Source organism: Paenisporosarcina sp. P4_D4 (assembly GCF_056401835.1).
Window position 1 is genome coordinate 1 of sequence record NZ_JBFUIO010000010.1, and the last position, 17,433, is coordinate 17,433.

The following is a 17,433-nucleotide window of genomic DNA, read 5'->3' on the forward strand; positions in this document are numbered from 1 at the left end:
GTACCAACTGTCGTCCCCGATAAYGTGTCCAGACAGTCGCTTTACTCCACGATTAGCTAGAATTGAAGCAAAATGATCGAAATCGCTTTTTAGTAGAGTTGGATCCCCTTTTCCACGAAGATACAGATTTCCATACAAAGTTCCCTTTGAAACAGTTCCATTTGTAAGAACATCTGTGGAAAAGCGATAGTTTTCTCCAAGTGTTTCCAAAGCGGCAGATGCGGTGAGGGATTTTAGAGTCGAAGCGGGAGTAATGCCTTTATTCGCATCTTTTTGATAGACAATCTCACCTGTGGTTGCTTTACGAATCGTCACACTCGATGAAGCACTGGTCATTCTACTGTCTCTCATAACCGTATTCACTGAGTTCTGTAAACTTGTATAAGAAGTAGCAGCCTGTACAGTTGACTCCTCGGGCAAAGTTATCAAACTCGTCCCAGTAAACATGACCAATGTCGTCATTCCAATTAAAATCTTTCGTTTTATTTCCACTTCCTACCTCCAACAATTAAATCAGATATTCCTATATTACCATGCAATTATCAGATAATACCGTCTATAATTACCTATCTATTACATGCGGTCAAAATGCCTAGAAAACAATATAAAGCCCCGCACTTTTTATGAATGCAGGGTAGAAAATATTGTTTTCTTCTCTTCCACATTAGTTTTAAGGTGCCAACTTTTTTTCAAACTTAAAATAGGAATAAAGACGATATCCAAGGACGACAAAAGCCAACAAACCAGTCAATCTCCCATATTCATCTAATAAGAAGAAAGCAGCTACTCCTAATATTAAAGCTATTAACGTCTGAATATTACCGGACAACCCGTTGAGTGGTTGATTTCCAACAAAAAATGTCCGCATACCTTTTATATCTTTTGAATAACATTCATCATGATACGGTACTAATTGAAATAAAAAAGTTGTCGTCACTAAATCATCTCGATACTTAATTTCTTTCCTGCATCTCTCACAGTAAACACTATGATTCAATAACTTCACCCCTAATTTTATTTATTGTGATTTATCTCATTTAATAAGACAAACCATAAAACTATCAGTTATTTTCTTAACGACGGAACCAATTTCTTTCCAATACGTTGCTTAGATAAAGGGAGTGGAATCCATGTCTAATAAGCATAGGACAGCCTTCAAAGTAGTTGGATATTTTATTTTGCTTTTCGGTTCTCTTATACTTGGAATAGTACTGATCATAAATCATTTGTTCTTCAATATTGATCGGGTTCCTAAGAGTGATTTGCTTGCTGAGGAAGTTTCCCCCACCGGAGACTATACGGTCCTAACTTATGTAAGTAACGGTCACTCAACAGTTGCACCTGCCGTCAGAGGCGAAGTGATCTATCATAATAAGAACGATAACAAACGAAATCTGTATTGGGCTTACCGAATTGAAGAAGGAGAAATCGAGTGGATTAATGATCATATTGTCTCCATAAATGGAATGGAACTTGATGTTCGTAAAGATACGTATGACTTCAGAAAAGACTGAGGACTAAACGAGAAAGCCGCTCCCAGTCACAGTGAACTTAATTCTCGTCTTCTATTAGCTGAAGATGTTCCTGCTTATTGAGAAACCTAATGATACGAGTGTTCGCTTTGATTTCGAGCAAATGAATTCCGGTATCTCCAGTCGGAAAAGTAAATTCCTGATTCATCGGTTGTTTGAGAAATGCTTTTAATATGTTTGAAATCATTCCTCCGTGAGAGACAATAGCTACTCGGGCATAATGTTGATATTCAAATAAGATTTTATGGAATATGCTATCTGCCCGGAAACGGAATTCTAATTCAGATTCACCATCTTGAATAGGGATATGAATTGGTCTTCCTCCTTGTGGTAAGGGATATTTAATTGCAGCTTCATTTCGTGATAGTCCTGCCAGGATTCCATTGTTAAATCCCATCAGATCATCCTCTACGATTAATCCACAGCCAATAGATTCTTGTAAAATGGTTGCGGTCCTTCTAGCCCTTTTTAAAGGACTTGTTAGGATGATGTTTGGTCTATAATGTTGTTCTATGTATGTTGCCATTATGCTAGCTTGTTGTTCCCCCAGTTCTGTTAAAGGAAAGTCTGCCCTACCTTCATGTACCCCCAATAAATCAGCCTCTGATTCTCCATGCCTTATAATTAATAATTCCATAAAAACCCTCCATAAAAAAATACAATTACTTAGATTGTGGCATATACTGTTATTTATTTACAATAATATTTTTTATTTATTTTAATTAATTAGATAAAATAGATTCCAAGAAGAGATTCCTTATGTTATGATAGCGAAAATTAAAAGCTATGATGAGAACAGTAAATCATCTGAATTCTTGAACAGAGAGCCCCGTAGCTGAAAAAGGGTAAGCATTCACTGATTGAAACAAGCCTCTGAGCCTCACATGGGAACCTTGAATGTTAGGGGGATGGTGTGACGGGTGCTCCCGTTAAAGAGCTACAGTATAAGCATGAAATATATGCCGTACTTGAAAAGGTTCTGATGGTGACATCAGGACAAACTGGGGTGGTACCACGACATGTCAATCTCGTCCCCAAGACAAATCGTCTTGGAGGTGGGATTTTTTTGTTTGCCAAAAAAACATGTCGGAGGGATATGAAATGGAATTATCTAAATGGAAATTCTATTACTTAAGTGCCGTAGGAATTGCGAATATTGGTGGATGGATTTATTTATTGGCCATCAACTTAATGATTTTTGACACAACAGGTTCCGCATTGGYAGTTGCGATACTGTATATGATTAAACCGTTTGCGTTTATGCTGATGGGATTTTGGTCGGGCAGTGTGATTGATCGTGTATCGACGAAGCATTTGATGATTGTCCTTGATGTAGTGCGGGCATCACTCATTCTGTTCATTCCTTTTCTAGATTCCATATGGGGCATCTATGCGGTTGTGATGATTATTCAAATGGCAGGCGCAATGTTTGGTCCTGCCTCTTTTACCTATATGACGTTGCTATTGCCGGAAGACGAGCGAAAACAATTCAATGCCATGCTCAGTTTTGTTCATTCTGGTGCGTTYATCTTGGGTCCTGCTCTTGCAGGGATATTATTTATGCTAGGCTCTCTTGAAATGGCATTGTTTGTGAATACTGGTACGTTTTTAATATCAGCTGGATTGATATATTTGCTTCCGAGACAAAACCGTATAGACTCGTCTGAACCTACAAACTTTACTTGGGGAACAATCGTACAGGATTGGCATTTAGTCTGGAAGTTCAGTAAAATGGCTTTCCCTTTTGTTGTCGTGTATATGGTCTTTCAAGTGGTCATGTTGTTAACGGCTGCGCTTGATTCAACAGAAGTGGCTTTTGCGAAAGAAGTTCTTCATTTAACGGATGCGGCATATGGTTCACTCGTCAGTGTGGCAGGAATCGGCTTTTTAGTAGGGGCATTTTGCACAAATCTACTCGTTAAATTCATGTCGGCCAAACATTTGATGTGCAGTGGGACCATTTTGGTATCCACCGGGTATGTCATCTACAGTTTTTCAATGAATTATTTGATGGCCAGCAGCGGTTTCTTTATCCTTTGTTTTGCACTTGCGTTGGCAAATACGGGATTCACGACCTATATCCAAGAAAACATCCCGATTGACATGATGGGAAGAATCTCAAGTTTATACGGAATGGTCATCTATTCTTTGCAACTGTTGGCTGTTCTGATTTTTGGGATAGCAGCACACTCGTATTCAGTTCAAGCAGTCGTAATCGGTGGCTCCCTTCTTATGTTAATCATTTCTCTCTTCCTGATTGTTTCAGTAAATCGTCTTGCTCTTCCAAAGTGGCAATAGGTTAACTCGGTAAATGCCAAACACTGAAACGATTAGCTCCATATAGTAAAAAGGGGAGAAATGCTTTCGCATTCCTCCCCTTCTATCAACATCCCTTGTTATTGCTTCGGCTCGAGACCGATCAGGCGCAGGAAGTATTCCAGCCCTTTCTTGCCAATTTTTTCTTTTGGCTGTTTATCGACAGGTGCGTCAGGTCCCTTCGTTAAGAAGTTTTTCTCCATTAAGCGAACATCCGTTTCGTCTACCACGCCATCTTGATTGAGATCTTGCGGCACGATGGAAGTATCTTTCGTACCGTATGCATCCACGACACTTTGGATATCAAGGATATCAATCATTTTGTCGCCATTCACATCCCCTGCAAGACTTCTCTGACCAATTCTTAAAAACTGCCCACGTAGCTCACCATTTGCATCATGATATCCAGGAATGAATTTCTTCATCGCTTTAAGATGCCCCGGAACATCGAAAACAACTGTATATACTTGATCGGAAGCAGGAATATCATTGATCGTGAAAGCTCCATTTTGAGCAATTGTTCCCGGATATTTTTTACCACTTCTAGAGAGAGCGTATACTTGTGCTCCTATTTTTGAATAATCCCCTTTTTTCAAAAATTCTGCCCCTGATGCACCTATCAAAAATGCTTCCGGCATTATGGATCCTAGCAACTGTGTATGTGTAGGAATTATTTTAAGATCTTCAGTGCCGTAAAAAGGAATAGCAGTATCTGCTGTTTGTCCGGATTTCTTATAAGACCCGTTCTGTACATTAAATCCAGTAACTTCATCGTAAACTTCATCATTCATTACTTTAATCGTTACATCGAGGAACGGCATATCTCCGTCCAGTCCTCTGAATGCATTTCCAGTAATGGAAGCTCCGATTTTCACATTATTATGATATATACTTTCCGTCACAACTGGCTCATGGAGCGATACCTGTAAGCCTTTTTCCTTTGCATATTGTTTGACTGCATTGTTCAGCTTCACATTCGAAAACTTGAAGTAGTCTTTGTCGATTGCCACATTAAATTCTCCGGAGACAAGCTGTTTCACATTATTAAGGCTGAGTGTCATACTAAAGTTATCGCCGACTTTCAACTCTTTCTTACTATAACTAGTCGTCGTATATTCCGTTCCTTCTTTCATGAAGTAATACTTTTGGTAACCAACTGCCGTTGCAGTATCCCACGTTCTCAACCACAATCTCATAGGTTGTTTTGCAATATCACTTTCCTCAATTCCTAATTTCACATCTCCATTCGCTTGAACCGGGAAGAACCCAGCCATATATCCAGAGGCACCTGTATAGTAAGCCATAGTGTTGGACGATTGATCGACATCCAACCCTTTAGATTGCAATAAATCCACTGTCTCATCCTTAGCTGTTCCATGCAACCACACTGCTTTTTGGCCATCTTCTACTGTAAACATAGAATCATTGATTTCGATTACACCCGATTTTATATCCATGTTCACTTCTGGTGCTTCATTGTCCACGATAAGCGGATTGTCATAAACATATGATTTCCCATCCTCATCGTGTGCAATCAGTTCCAGTATATAGTCGCCTGCTGGAAGCTTTATAGGAATATCACTGATTGGCTGGGACGGATCATTTGTAAATGGTAAGACCGTACCGCTGAACGCACCCGTAAGATACACTTCTCTATCTATTTGTAATTTACTCGTGTTCGCTGTCCCTATGAACCCTACAGCTTTTCCTGTTTTACTGTCTTTTACAAGCACATCCATGGTTTTCATTGGGCTGTTCAACTTCATGATGAAATGGATCATTTTGTCATTAAGTTCCCAGAAAGGTGTTGTATTTGTCACGGATGGTCTAGTCGTTTTGACATAAGCAAATCCTTTTTCCGTCGCCATAACAGCGAATGGGATTTGATAGGATTCGGCAGGATTGTTCGCATTTGTCACATGAATATACCCTTCATATCTTCCTGACGCAGCGCTGGTTGGAATCGTTATTTTTGGCTGGAGCTCCTGCACTTGGCCGCTTCCCACTGTAATCGATGAAGGCACGTCCACTGTAACACCGTTACTCACTGCATCTTGAATACCTTTTCGCTCACCGTGATACTCCACTTCTAGTGTAAAAGATTTTTCTTCCTGGCTGTTGTTCTGAACCGTCACCTTTTTACTTGCTTCAATGGGTTGATCATCTTTTTTAATATGTCTTCCGAATACAATGGAACCTGTTTCTTCATCAATTTCTACGACTTTTCCATTTTCGATATTTTGTGTCTTATCCCATACTTTGATGGAGGTATCTGTATGAACCGCTTGATAGGCATCGATTCGTCCTGCGCCTACTTCGTATACAGAATTATCCCCTTGTAAATCGTCCGAAGTATTCATGAGTGCCAATTTTACATCAAAAGGCGTGTATTCCGGATGCTCCTGCAATATTAATGCTGCTGTACCTGCCACGTGTGGCGTAGCCATCGATGTACCCGACATGCGCACATAGGCATTCCCGTAATTAATGCCGTCCTGTGGATCGTTGATGAATTCCGGTGTCGTAGAGAATATCGACACACCTGGAGCGACTACATCTGGCTTAATATCATAATTTCCATTTACCGGTCCGCGTGAACTGAAATCTGCTAAATGATCGCCTTCTGTTTTTGTATTACTTAACGTTTCAAATGTGAAAGTACCTTCGCCCAGCTCTTTTAACCGCTCACCATCTGCTTTTGACAGGCGGAAGGATGGGATTAACCCGACGACCTCACCCAAGTAGGCAGGTATTTGCCCGTCGACATTGTTATACACAATCACTGATTTAGCCCCAGCGATTTTGGCGTTTTTAATTTTTTCATCAAACGCAAGTTCCCCGCGCTGAATCAACGCAATTTTCCCGCTGACATCTTTCCCGGCAAAATCAGTTGCTTTACCAAGTCCCGCAAATACAATTGGTAAGGATTTTCCTTGCAGATCTTCTAATTTATCAGAAAAGTCTTTGCCCAGAAGTTGCAAATCTTCTACTTGGTGAGACAAGCCCTTATTCTTATCTTCTAATTTAGGAGAAAAATCTTTGTCGAGACGTTTCGAATCTTCTAGTTGAGGAGAAAGTTCCTCGCTGATGAGTTTTGAATCTTCTAATTGATGAGAAAGGTCTTCGCCGAGACGTTCCAAATTATCATTTTCATTAGTGAAAACGCTTCCACTAAATGTAGGAATGGTCATGGAAACATCGCTTGCCCCTACTGAAATACCAAGAGCCGCTGTTCCTGGAGAACCAAGCGTTTTTTCGTTCGGTCCGGAGTTACCTGCAGCGACTACGGCCACTACGCCTGAAAGCATGGCATTATTTATCGCTACAGAAGTAGCGTATAAAGGATCGTTCGTCGCGGCGCCAAGTGACAAGTTAATGACGTCCATGCCATCTGTAATCGCTTGATCGATTCCAGCAAGGACTCCTTCCGTGGATCCTCCACCCCAAACTCCCAATACTCGATAAGCATATAAATCTACTTCCGGCGCTACCCCTTTCACAGCATAATCCACACCGTTTTTCTGTTGGGCTGCAATCGTCCCTGCGACATGTGTTCCATGGTTTGTATAATACACTAAACCAGGATATGTTGGCTTACCAGCATTAATCCAATCCTCGTAGGTCGTTTCCATCGGATCTGCATCATCATCTACAAAATCATATCCACCTTTATAAGCTTCTTTTAAGTCAGGATGATTGTAGTCAATACCCGTGTCAATAACACCAACTTTAATCCCTTTACCGGTAATGTTCTCGGCATGTAACTTGTCAACGCCAATTTGCGGAATACTGTCTGCCATTTTCGGATCGATGGCTTCTTTCGTTTTTACCGGCGTTTCCACTTTTACCTCGTAATCTTTAAAGACACGATTAACTACACCTGATTGCAGCAAATCCTGTACTGCCACGCCAGGCAACGTCATTGCTACACCGTTGATGGCTTTTTTATACTCTCTTGTGATGTTTACATCTTCCACTTTGTAATTAGTCACGTTTTTCTGTGATTTCAATGATTGAACATGCTCTTTAAAAGCTTTGTGTGATTGTTCCACTTTTTCATTTGCAGCAGAAGAAGATAGTTTTTTTCCTTTCGCTGCTTGTTTCATCACTTCAATTTTCGCAGGCGCCTGTTCAAATTCGACGATGACTTTGACTAATTCAGTGCTATTCGCATCAATATCCGGTGAAATGGTAAAGGTTGTATTTGTTTCTAATTGCTCTAATGCCTTTCTTTGTTCTACAGACAGGCTCGCTAAGATCTCTTCCGCATTTTCAACTGGATTCAGCTCAAACGGGCTTTTCGCCAATACGTTATATGGAGCACCTTGAGATAATAACATGCCAACAGCTAGCGTTCCTGTAAGAATCTTATTGATATTTTTCTTCTTCATACCGCATCCCCTTGTCCTTTTGTAATTGTTTATTTCTCTCTTAACTTATATTTTTTACAACCAAGTCTTTTAAAGAAGAATCCATGAAACTAGTTAACTCGATTCTGTCTTTTATCATCCCATATTTACACTTTTCTGAAAATTAAACATAGGATGTAAATGTTGCTGTTATTGGTTCTATACCAGTATAAAACAAAAGCACTACTCCAGGGCTTTTTATTTAATCATTCATCTTTTGCATATAAAAATGGCACCGGGCATGAAGAAAGGCTGAAACCCTTGATAAGTCAAGAATTTCAGCCTTCCAAGTATGATGACCTGTGAGGGCTTAAACCACCGCCCCCCCTGTCAAATACAGAGTACGAGTATTATACATATTTATGAATAATTTTGATCATTTTAGTCCATTAAATCAAACGGTCGATGTAAAATTATTCACTGTAATTCTTATATTTCTATTGTTTCTAATAAGTCTGTGCAATTTATGTGCAATGAAAAAGTAATGTTATACCATGAGATAGGGTGAATTGTTGAAATTTTTATTACTTTTCAAATCGGATAGGGTGCTTCTTAATATGAGTTTCATATATTATAAGCACCCTTTTTTACTTCATTTAAATTGTTTACTTAATCGTTACATAACGGTTTACTTCATTGCCTTTATTTCCAGCTTTATCAATTGCTTGTAATGTTATTTTATTATTACCTTTACTTACTTTTGATAATTTTACTGAAAATGTTCCTTTACTTGATACTTTAACTTTTGTCACTACTTTATTATTGATTTTTACAATAATTGTAGAGTTAGCTTCTGCAGTACCTTTAATTTGAACTTCTTTATTTTGGTGCTTTGCGATCTAAAACTTTGACTTTTGTAGTAGCACTTTGAATTCCATTTTTATCTATAGCATATACAGATAACTCTGTACCTGCTTTTAGTTGTTTAATCTTGATACTAAATTTCCCATTAGAATCAGCTTTTCCTGTTGCAATAACAGCACTACCGATTTTTACAGTGATCGTTGTATTTGCTACAGTCGTTCCTGAAAGCTTTGTATCATTGTCATCGATTGGATTAATAACTGGTATATCTAGTAACCATTTAGCGTAAAGCGTTACATTACCTGTCACTTTATCTGTTTCAAAATTCCATGCTACTTGACCTGCAGCATCTTTATACCAACCAGCAAATGTATAACCTTTTCTTGTAGGTACTGTTGTTGGTTGTGCAATTGTCGTGTTATAGTTTGCTGTTTTAGAATCTACTGCACTTCCACCCTGGCTATTGAATGATACTGCATACGAGTTGATACTCCATTTCGCATAAAGAACTGTGTTTTCTGTTACTTTATCTGTCGCAAAATTCCAAGCAGTTTGCCCTGCAGCATCCTTGAACCAACCAACGAATGTATAACCAGGTCTTGTTGGTGCTGTAGGCGCTGTGATTGTTGTATTATATTCTGCTGTCTTAGTCTGTACTAAGCCACCATCTTGACCATCATAAATAACAGTGAATTTAGTAGGTGACCATTTTCCATAAATTGTTTTTGCAGAATAAATCGAGCTTGTGAAATCCCAAGGAATTGTAAATGCTTCATCTGCGAACCAAGCTATATCATAACCATAAACAGTCGGTGCTGTTATTCTACGTGCTACAATTTGGTCTTTTACTTCAAATGGAGCATTATCTTTCACTTCGAAATGCACATTATATCCATTCACTACTTTTTGGGTTACGGTTACATCTGCATAATCAGTTGCGCTAATATTGATAGTGAATTCTCCAGTTTTTGTGAAGACACTCTTATCCAATGTAATCGTATGTGCAGCCATATCTACTTTGAATTTCGTTCCATCTACAGTAACTGCACCAACCTTAATTCTCGAAATAGAATTTGCCCACTCAGAATCAATGAATTCAAGTGTAATATCGTTTCCAAGAGCGTTATCTGTAGTATCTGTTAGTACAAGAGAACCTGCTAAAGCATATTTAGCATAAAGCGTAATTGGTTTTGTCACAATGCTTGCAAAATCATATGGTATTGTTAAATTTTGATCTGTATACCAATCGTAGAACTTATAGCCGACTTTTGTTGGATCRATCGGCTTCGTTGCACTTCGATCTACGATTTGAGACGGTACAGGATCTCCGCTATTTGATTCGAATGTTACTTTATATCCTATAACCTGATCCGTAACGATTACATCCGCATAACCTTCAGAAACAATCATCACATTGACCTTTTGTCCTGCTGTAAATAAGTCATGGTTTAGCGTAATGGAGCTATTTGTAATCGTATAATCCTTATCTAAAACTAATTCTTTTGAACCAATCTTCACTTGTTTGATATTATTTTTCCATGTTCCATCATCGTTGAACGTTAACGTAATATCGCTACCTACAATGTTTCCAACTGTATCCTTTGAAACCGCAGGTGGTACTTTAGTCCAACCTAAATAGTAGATCGCATTATCCGTTAATACTATAGGACCGTCTGTAATATTGGACTTCATGTCGCTTGAACCAGCTGCGTCCAAATAGAGGTATGGACCAGGTGTCAAATCGCCTTTTGTGACATGTGATGGAACCATTGACATAGTTGGCGCTGTCGCTTGTCCATTGATAAGCTGATCAGCCAAGAATAAGTCATTTGAATTTTTTAATGTTCCGCCGTTTAAGTCAATATGACGTCTGTATCCAAGTTGTATATCCGGAATTGTCACCGTTTCTCCTGTCATTGCCGTTATCGTGACCTTATACCCTTTGATCGACCCAATATTATTAATTGTTGGCATTTCACTGAACGCAAATTTCTCTCCCAAGGTACTTTGACCCGCTTGAACAGCTTGATCATGTGTTGCTGTTTTGAAGGAAAGGATTCCGTTGCTACCGTTTGACGTTAAGTCATAGGTGTTTGGGTCTAACGAATAAGTCGTTGGTGTCGTGACTATTGAACCGTCACTATTTAGTTTATAGAAAGTTGCCTCAATTTTGGAAATCTTCTCCTTACCTGTTAACCAAGAAACATTGGTTAAATAGTCTGGAATATTGATTTTTAAATCGCCTTCACCAAGCACCCAACCTGTTCCACTCACGCCACCGTTACTTCCGTCGAATTTTAAACCAGTCGGATTCGCTTTATCAACAGGCGAATAGTTTTGAGTGGTATTCATTTGCCATTTCGCATAAACCGTCTTGTCTTCTGTTAAGAGAGTTGAAGGATCCCATTGTGTAATTCCTCCTGGTTCGTTATACCAACCAAGGAATTTATATCCCGCTCTTTGTGGCGCAAGGGTTTTAAAGTTTATTAAATCACTATTTGGACCATTAGATCTACTTGAACTTGCTCTAAAACCCACGGCCATTGAATTGATTGTCGAGCCGCCTTGGCTGTTAAACGTAATGCTGTACCCAATCGGTTGTTGACCTGTGTAAACTGGGTCATAACCTGCAAAGACATCTGGATAAACAGTGCCATCTGTACCATTAGAACCAATGGTGATTTTGTAAAGCTGCGGCAGGTAGCTCGTTCCACCAGGGTTGACCGTCGCATTACCATATGAAGTATCATTATTCGGATCAAGTGTTGAATTCGTCATAAATGTTTTTGCGTTGAACGTAATTTTTCCAGGCTGACTAATATCGTAATATTTTTGATTCGTATCTGGATTCATTAAAGTCGTGATATCCATACTTTTATTATTGTTTGTCGTCACGATCACTTTATTGATTCCATTTCGCCAGTTCGCATCTTCYGGGAAGGTTAACGTTAAATCCTGCCCGATATGAGCTACGGTTGGGTCTGTGATAATTGGAATCTCAGGCGTCGGAATTGGGACAGTTGAAATTGTAAAAGATTTGATTACATCTTGGTATCCTGCAGCCTTCACGGTTACAGTGTAATTCGTTGCCGTAGGGAATAAAGAACCAGGGAACGTAATCTTCGATTGCATCGTCTGTGATGCGCCAGTTGCATCAAAGTACTGATAACCCGCCGTGATCGTCACTTTATCTGTGACATCGGTTGAACCAATCATGATTTTCGTAATTGCTTTTCTCCATACAACATCATCAACGAACACTTCGCTTGTTGGAGCAAGTGAAATCGTAGCCCCATTCTGCAAGTCCTCTAACTTCGGTGTTGATGCGATTGCTTGGGCTGGAGCTGCAAAATTCAGCTTTTGCATGACTTGTTGTAGTGTGTCTCCCGCATTTAACGTGATGGATCCGCCATATTGAGTCGTAATGGTCATATCTTGATCCACCGTCATTTGGGTGGTTGGAACCGTTACCCCTGCATCAATCGCATTTTGATTTTGTTTACCAAAGTTTTTGAAAATGAAATAGAAGTCATTATAATCAATTCCATAACCGGTAGATCCTGGTTTTATCCAATAAATATCAGCATTTCTGTTGCTGTTAAGGAATGCCGTTTTGTTGGCTAACGTATTGGCCGGATTATTAAAATTACTCAAATTCTTATATTGATAATAAACATTGATTTCATCCGTCAAATCTTTCATATCGATTACGTTATCCCCATTGACATCTCCACCTAAAAGAATCGGGAAAAGACCTGGGATATCTTTTATTGTTCCTGATTGATATCCAAATTTATTTTCACCAATGACTGGTGTTTGCCCATATCCCTTGAAGTGACCTGGTACATTCGCTTCGACAGAATATGGTGAATTACTTACATCCATCGTCACGGCATAATACGGGTTGATAAAAGTATACGCAATTGTATTATTAAAACTTGTAGGGCTATCTGTTGTAAATGTTTTACCCTTATCATCTTTAACAGTTACCTTCGCTCCTGAATCCACTGTGAATTGAGGATAGTTATTGTTAACAGTGTTTCTTGCGTAAGCTTCAGCTGCCACACGACCTCTAAGCACGGATATTGACTGTCGCACATTAGGTACATTGGTTGGGAACCACGTCACTTTTGTATCTTCACCTGACAAGTTTAAACTTGCTTGTAATAGTATATATTCAAATGGTCCAACAATCGGATCGGGATTAGAATAAGTCACGTCTGCTTCAATAATATTCATATCATGGTCAAGAGCACCCTCTGAACCAATTCCAGATATTGTAACATCAATGTTTTTACCGATTTGATAGATTGGATGTTTATACGGCTCACCTACAGTTAGTACTTTCGTAGGGTCAATTTCTTTGCTGATTAAATAGTTTTTATATTCTTCTGTCAATCTGATATTGCTAAAAGAATACACTCCTTGATCATTGAGAGTAATTTTACCGCCTGACATTCCTAATCCATTTTTCGTTGCGATTGTCGTTTTGAAAGGTTTATTCGCATCAATTACAACCTTATCTTCATTACCTTGACCTGCATCAACACCTCCAGAAGAGGTAAGTGTTAAATATGGAGTACCTTTTTTGATAAAATAATAATCCTGTTTAGTTATATCTGGATCACCTGACCCAGAATAATCACTTGGATAAATCCAAAATGCGCTTCCGAATTTTGAAGTTAAGTCCTCAGGAGTAATTCCAAAATGGAAACGACCTTTCTCATCTGTATCAAAGAATACAGTTGGGAACATACTATCTTGATAGCCAATAACCGTGTTCAATGCTTGATCTACAGGAACAGGTGTCCTACCATCTTTAGGGCTTAGCACCGAAGTTTCACCATTATCTTTCATAACATCGATGTTAGAATCGTAGACTGAACCATAAAATCCTTTAATCTCTTGTCCAGGTGAGTAGCCTGTAGGGTCGATTTCATAGATCCCTGGCTTTGAATCGCTGTCCATGTTGATGGTTGGCGGCGTACTGTCTACATAGACTGTATCTTCTTTTGTGTAACGTTTTCCAGCTTCATCAGTCATAATCATTTCAAGGGAATATGCGCCCTCTTTAATAGATTCGGTCTTTGTTGCTATTCCGGATTGATCCAATGAGCCCTCATATGGCTTTGTAAATGGAAGATATTGTCCATTAAAAAGCGATAAATATGGTCCGTATTGGACACCTGGGGAAAGCCAACTTGCATCACTTAATGTGTTAGCTACGCCCAAATAATTTCCATTCTTATCTTTTAATACAATATAGAAGTTTTCCATTGAACTATTAATGGAGAAGCGATAGCCAGCTGCTCCACCTGGCATAGTCATTGCCTTATAATCAACTTTAAAAGTATCAATTCCTTTTTCCGCAACGGTAATAGTGAACGGAATACGATATGACTCCGATGAGTTCGCCGCATTTACCAGGTAAATATAACCCTCGTAAGTACCCTCAATTGAGTTTGACGGAACCGTTATTTTTGCTGTTGCTTTAATGGTACTTCCACCGTCAACATTAATGGATGACACTTTTGTACCACCGGTAGAAAAATCAATTTTGACATCATTTCCTGTGCCAGGACCTACATTATTTGATCCAGCAAATTTTGTTGAAATAAATTGAGTACTTACATTAAATGTTTTACTGCTAGTTCCTTGGTTGGTTACGTTAAAATCTTTTGATGAAATCACATCATCAGAGCCGTTTGATGCGCCTTCTCCTCTACCTTTAAAGCCAAAGAACATACTGCCTGTAAGGTTATCAATTTGAGTTAGCGTAGATGAATCTGAATCAACGGTATATGCTTTATCTAAAACTTGGATTTTTACATCCTCTTTAATCGCACGTGCAGGATCAACACGTCCAGCACCGACTTGGTATACGCTATAAGTCTTTGAATCTGTGTTAATATCCTTAGCTGTATTCATTAATGCCGACTTAACATCTGCCGGAGTATACTCTGGATTTGCAGCTAAAATCAACGCTGAAATACCTGCAACGTGAGGCGTTGCCATTGAAGTCCCGGACATTAATTCATAAGCATACTTATAATCTCTATTTTCTACACTTACTCCGTCTTGTGGCTCCCAAACGTCATATGGAACGGTAGACGAAATGTCAACACCAGGTGCTACAACGTCTGGCTTGATTGTCCAATCTTTTACCGGTCCCGTTGAGCTAAAGTTTGCCAACTCGTCGCCTTTCTTTGCGATAGGCGCATCAAGTGTATCTGGGAACGTAATCGTTGCTGATTTAGGATCCTTGTTAATGGCTTCAGAAAGAGCTTGTCCCTGCGCTTGAGTCAATGAAACAGAGTAAACATTATCCATGCTAACGCCTAAGAAGCTTGTTATATATCCTTGATTATCTGCATCGGCACTATTGTTCCAAATAATCATACCTGCAACGCCGGCTTTTTTAGCATTTGCCATTTTAGTCTGTAAAAAATCTCCACCACGTTTCACAAGAGCAATTTTACCAGACATATCTAAACCATTGTAATCTGCCGCACTACCTAAGCCGACATCAACAATCGGGAATGATTGTCCTTTAAATGCATCGTCTGCTTGTGCGAAGTTTTTACCAAACAAACGAGCTTGATAGGAAGCTGAACCATTCTTAAGTGTCATCACTGGAATGTATCCCGGAATCGTACTTGCACCAACCGTTATCGCCAGTGGAGAAGTTCCTGGTGAGCCTACAGTAGCTATACCTGGACCACTATTACCTGCTGCAACATCACACACAACACCGGCTAAAGTAGCATTGTTTATAGCGACACTGGTTGGGTAAAGCGGATCATTTACCGATGCACCAAGCGAAAGATTGATGACATCCATATCATCCTTAACTGCTTGATCAATACCGTTCAATACGGAGTCCGTTGTGCCACGTCCACCTGGTCCTAGTACACGATAAACATAAAGGTCCACATCTGGTGCTACACCATTTGCTGAATAAACGTCGTTATTATTTGTCGTATTTGCAGCTATAGTCCCTGAAACGTGAGATCCATGAGATGTAATATACTGTTTATAATCTGCAGGAGGTGGTCCAACAACTGGATTAGGATTCGCCTTAGCAGCTACCCAATCTTCATAATTTGTTTCCATTGGATCATGGTCATCTACATAAATGACATTTCCATTTGCATCGAATCCTGCATTATTGACTAAGTCATGTCCACCTTTATAAACAGCCTTCAAATCAGGGTGATTGTAGTCAATACCAGTATCCAATACACCGACCTTAACTTTTTGGCCTGCACGAGGACCTGATTTAATAATGCCTGTATGACCCTCAGCTTGAAGTTTATCTAATCCTAATAAAGAAAGCCCTGTTGTAGGCTTGCCTACAGATTCACTTGTCTCTAAAGCTTTTGGAGTAGATCCTTCAGCAACCGTATATTCTATTTGAGACCAAACAGAAGCAACTTCTGGATTTTTGGCAATATTTTCAACTAATTTTGCAGGTAGTGATAAAGCTACTCCATTAAATGCTTCTGAATATTCTCGTGTAATACTCATAGCCGTTTTAACAGATTTCCCGCCAATTATTTGCGTTTTAGGCTGCGTATTCACAAAGCTTTTAAATTTAGCATGAGAATCTTTAACCTTTTTTTGTGCGTCGGAATATTCGCTTGCAAAAGCTTTACTATTTACAGTTGCTCCACCTTTAGCCAACGATTTCTTAATGATTTCTATCTTAGCTGGGTCTTCTTTAAATTGAACAATCACGTTAATATTTTTTGAACTACGTAAATCTTTTTGGTCCACATGGATTTTTTGAGCGTTATCTGCTCCAGTGAGTTTATTAATGTTTGCTTTTTGCTCAGGAGTAAGACCTTCAAGAATACGGTTTACTTCTTTTGCATTAAAGGTTTCACTGGATGGWCTTTGCTGATTTTGCTTCGATTCAGCATGTACATGTGTTAAAGCCTGAGGTAATGCAATGTTTAATAGCATTACACTTAACGCAAAGAGCGAAAATACTTTCTTTGCTTGTCTCTTACTAAATTTTTTACTGAGCGTTCCTGTAAAAATCTTACTGATTTTTTCCCTCTTCATACCGCATCCCCTTGTCCTTATGTAATTGTTTTTTCTCTCTTAACTTATATTCTTTACAAACAAGTCTTTTAAAGAAGAATCCATGAAACTAGTTAACTTGATTCCGTCTTTCATCATCCCATATTTCTACTTTTCCGAAAATTAAACATAGGATGTAAATGTTGTTGTTATTAGTTCTATACCAGTATAAAACAAAAGCACTACCCCACGACTTTTTATTTAATCATTCATCTTTTGCGTATAAAAATGGCACCATGCACCGAACATGAAAAAACCCAAGTGATTCATCCTCACTTGGGTCGCAA

The 17,433-nt window shown here is 39.0% G+C and carries 8 protein-coding genes and 1 other annotated feature; of the genes, 2 read left to right on the forward strand and 6 right to left on the reverse strand.

Annotation, left to right across the window (positions count from 1 at the left end):
- Positions 1–492 (reverse strand): D-alanyl-D-alanine carboxypeptidase (locus AC1DSL_RS04655; RefSeq protein ID WP_477531340.1); only part of this gene is annotated, 492 nt, incomplete at its 3' end.
- A gap of 178 nt (positions 493–670) precedes the next feature.
- Positions 671–997: a hypothetical protein gene (locus AC1DSL_RS04660; RefSeq protein WP_477531341.1), complete on the reverse strand. Its 327-nt coding sequence runs from the start codon at positions 995–997 to the stop codon at positions 671–673.
- Between the two features lie 133 nt (positions 998–1,130).
- On the opposite strand from AC1DSL_RS04660, the gene AC1DSL_RS04665 reads away from it, so the two are divergent.
- Positions 1,131–1,514, forward strand: coding sequence for a DUF5412 family protein (locus tag AC1DSL_RS04665; protein ID WP_477531342.1), 384 nt, complete (start codon positions 1,131–1,133; stop codon positions 1,512–1,514).
- 37 nt (positions 1,515–1,551) lie between these two features.
- Here the strand turns inward: AC1DSL_RS04665 and AC1DSL_RS04670 are convergent, their stop codons facing one another.
- The gene (locus AC1DSL_RS04670; protein ID WP_477531343.1) at positions 1,552–2,169 is read right to left on the reverse strand and encodes a histidine phosphatase family protein; all 618 of its coding nucleotides are present in this window, start codon (positions 2,167–2,169) and stop codon (positions 1,552–1,554) included.
- A gap of 140 nt (positions 2,170–2,309) precedes the next feature.
- Positions 2,310–2,571 (forward strand) — a binding site (T-box leader).
- Between the two features lie 62 nt (positions 2,572–2,633).
- Here AC1DSL_RS04670 and AC1DSL_RS04675 point away from each other — a divergent pair.
- The gene (locus AC1DSL_RS04675; protein WP_477531344.1) at positions 2,634–3,830 is read left to right on the forward strand and encodes an MFS transporter; all 1,197 of its coding nucleotides are present in this window, start codon (positions 2,634–2,636) and stop codon (positions 3,828–3,830) included.
- A 98-nt stretch (positions 3,831–3,928) separates the two neighbouring features.
- On the opposite strand, the gene AC1DSL_RS04680 is transcribed toward AC1DSL_RS04675, so the two are convergent.
- The 3 genes from AC1DSL_RS04680 to AC1DSL_RS04690 all read right to left on the reverse strand — a co-directional run bounded on the left by AC1DSL_RS04680 (position 3,929) and on the right by AC1DSL_RS04690 (position 17,128).
- Entirely contained in the window at positions 3,929–8,239 is a 4,311-nt protein-coding gene (locus AC1DSL_RS04680; protein ID WP_477531345.1) for a S8 family serine peptidase, read from the reverse strand.
- A 623-nt stretch (positions 8,240–8,862) separates the two neighbouring features.
- Complete coding sequence (locus AC1DSL_RS04685) at positions 8,863–9,096, reverse strand: Ig-like domain-containing protein (RefSeq protein ID WP_477531391.1); 234 nt, start codon at positions 9,094–9,096, stop codon at positions 8,863–8,865.
- Positions 9,077–17,128, reverse strand: a complete 8,052-nt coding sequence (locus AC1DSL_RS04690; protein WP_477531346.1) for an InlB B-repeat-containing protein — start codon at positions 17,126–17,128, stop codon at positions 9,077–9,079. Before AC1DSL_RS04690 ends, AC1DSL_RS04685 begins: the two co-directional genes overlap by 20 nt.
- Positions 17,129–17,433: the final 305 nt, after the last annotated feature.

Coding starts and splice junctions, on each gene's coding strand:
- AC1DSL_RS04665 (WP_477531342.1), top strand. CDS start 1,131: ATGTCTAATAAGCATAGGACAGCCTTCAAAGTAGTTGGATATTTTATT.
- AC1DSL_RS04670 (WP_477531343.1), bottom strand. CDS start 2,169: ATGGAATTATTAATTATAAGGCATGGAGAATCAGAGGCTGATTTATTG.
- AC1DSL_RS04680 (WP_477531345.1), bottom strand. CDS start 8,239: ATGAAGAAGAAAAATATCAATAAGATTCTTACAGGAACGCTAGCTGTT.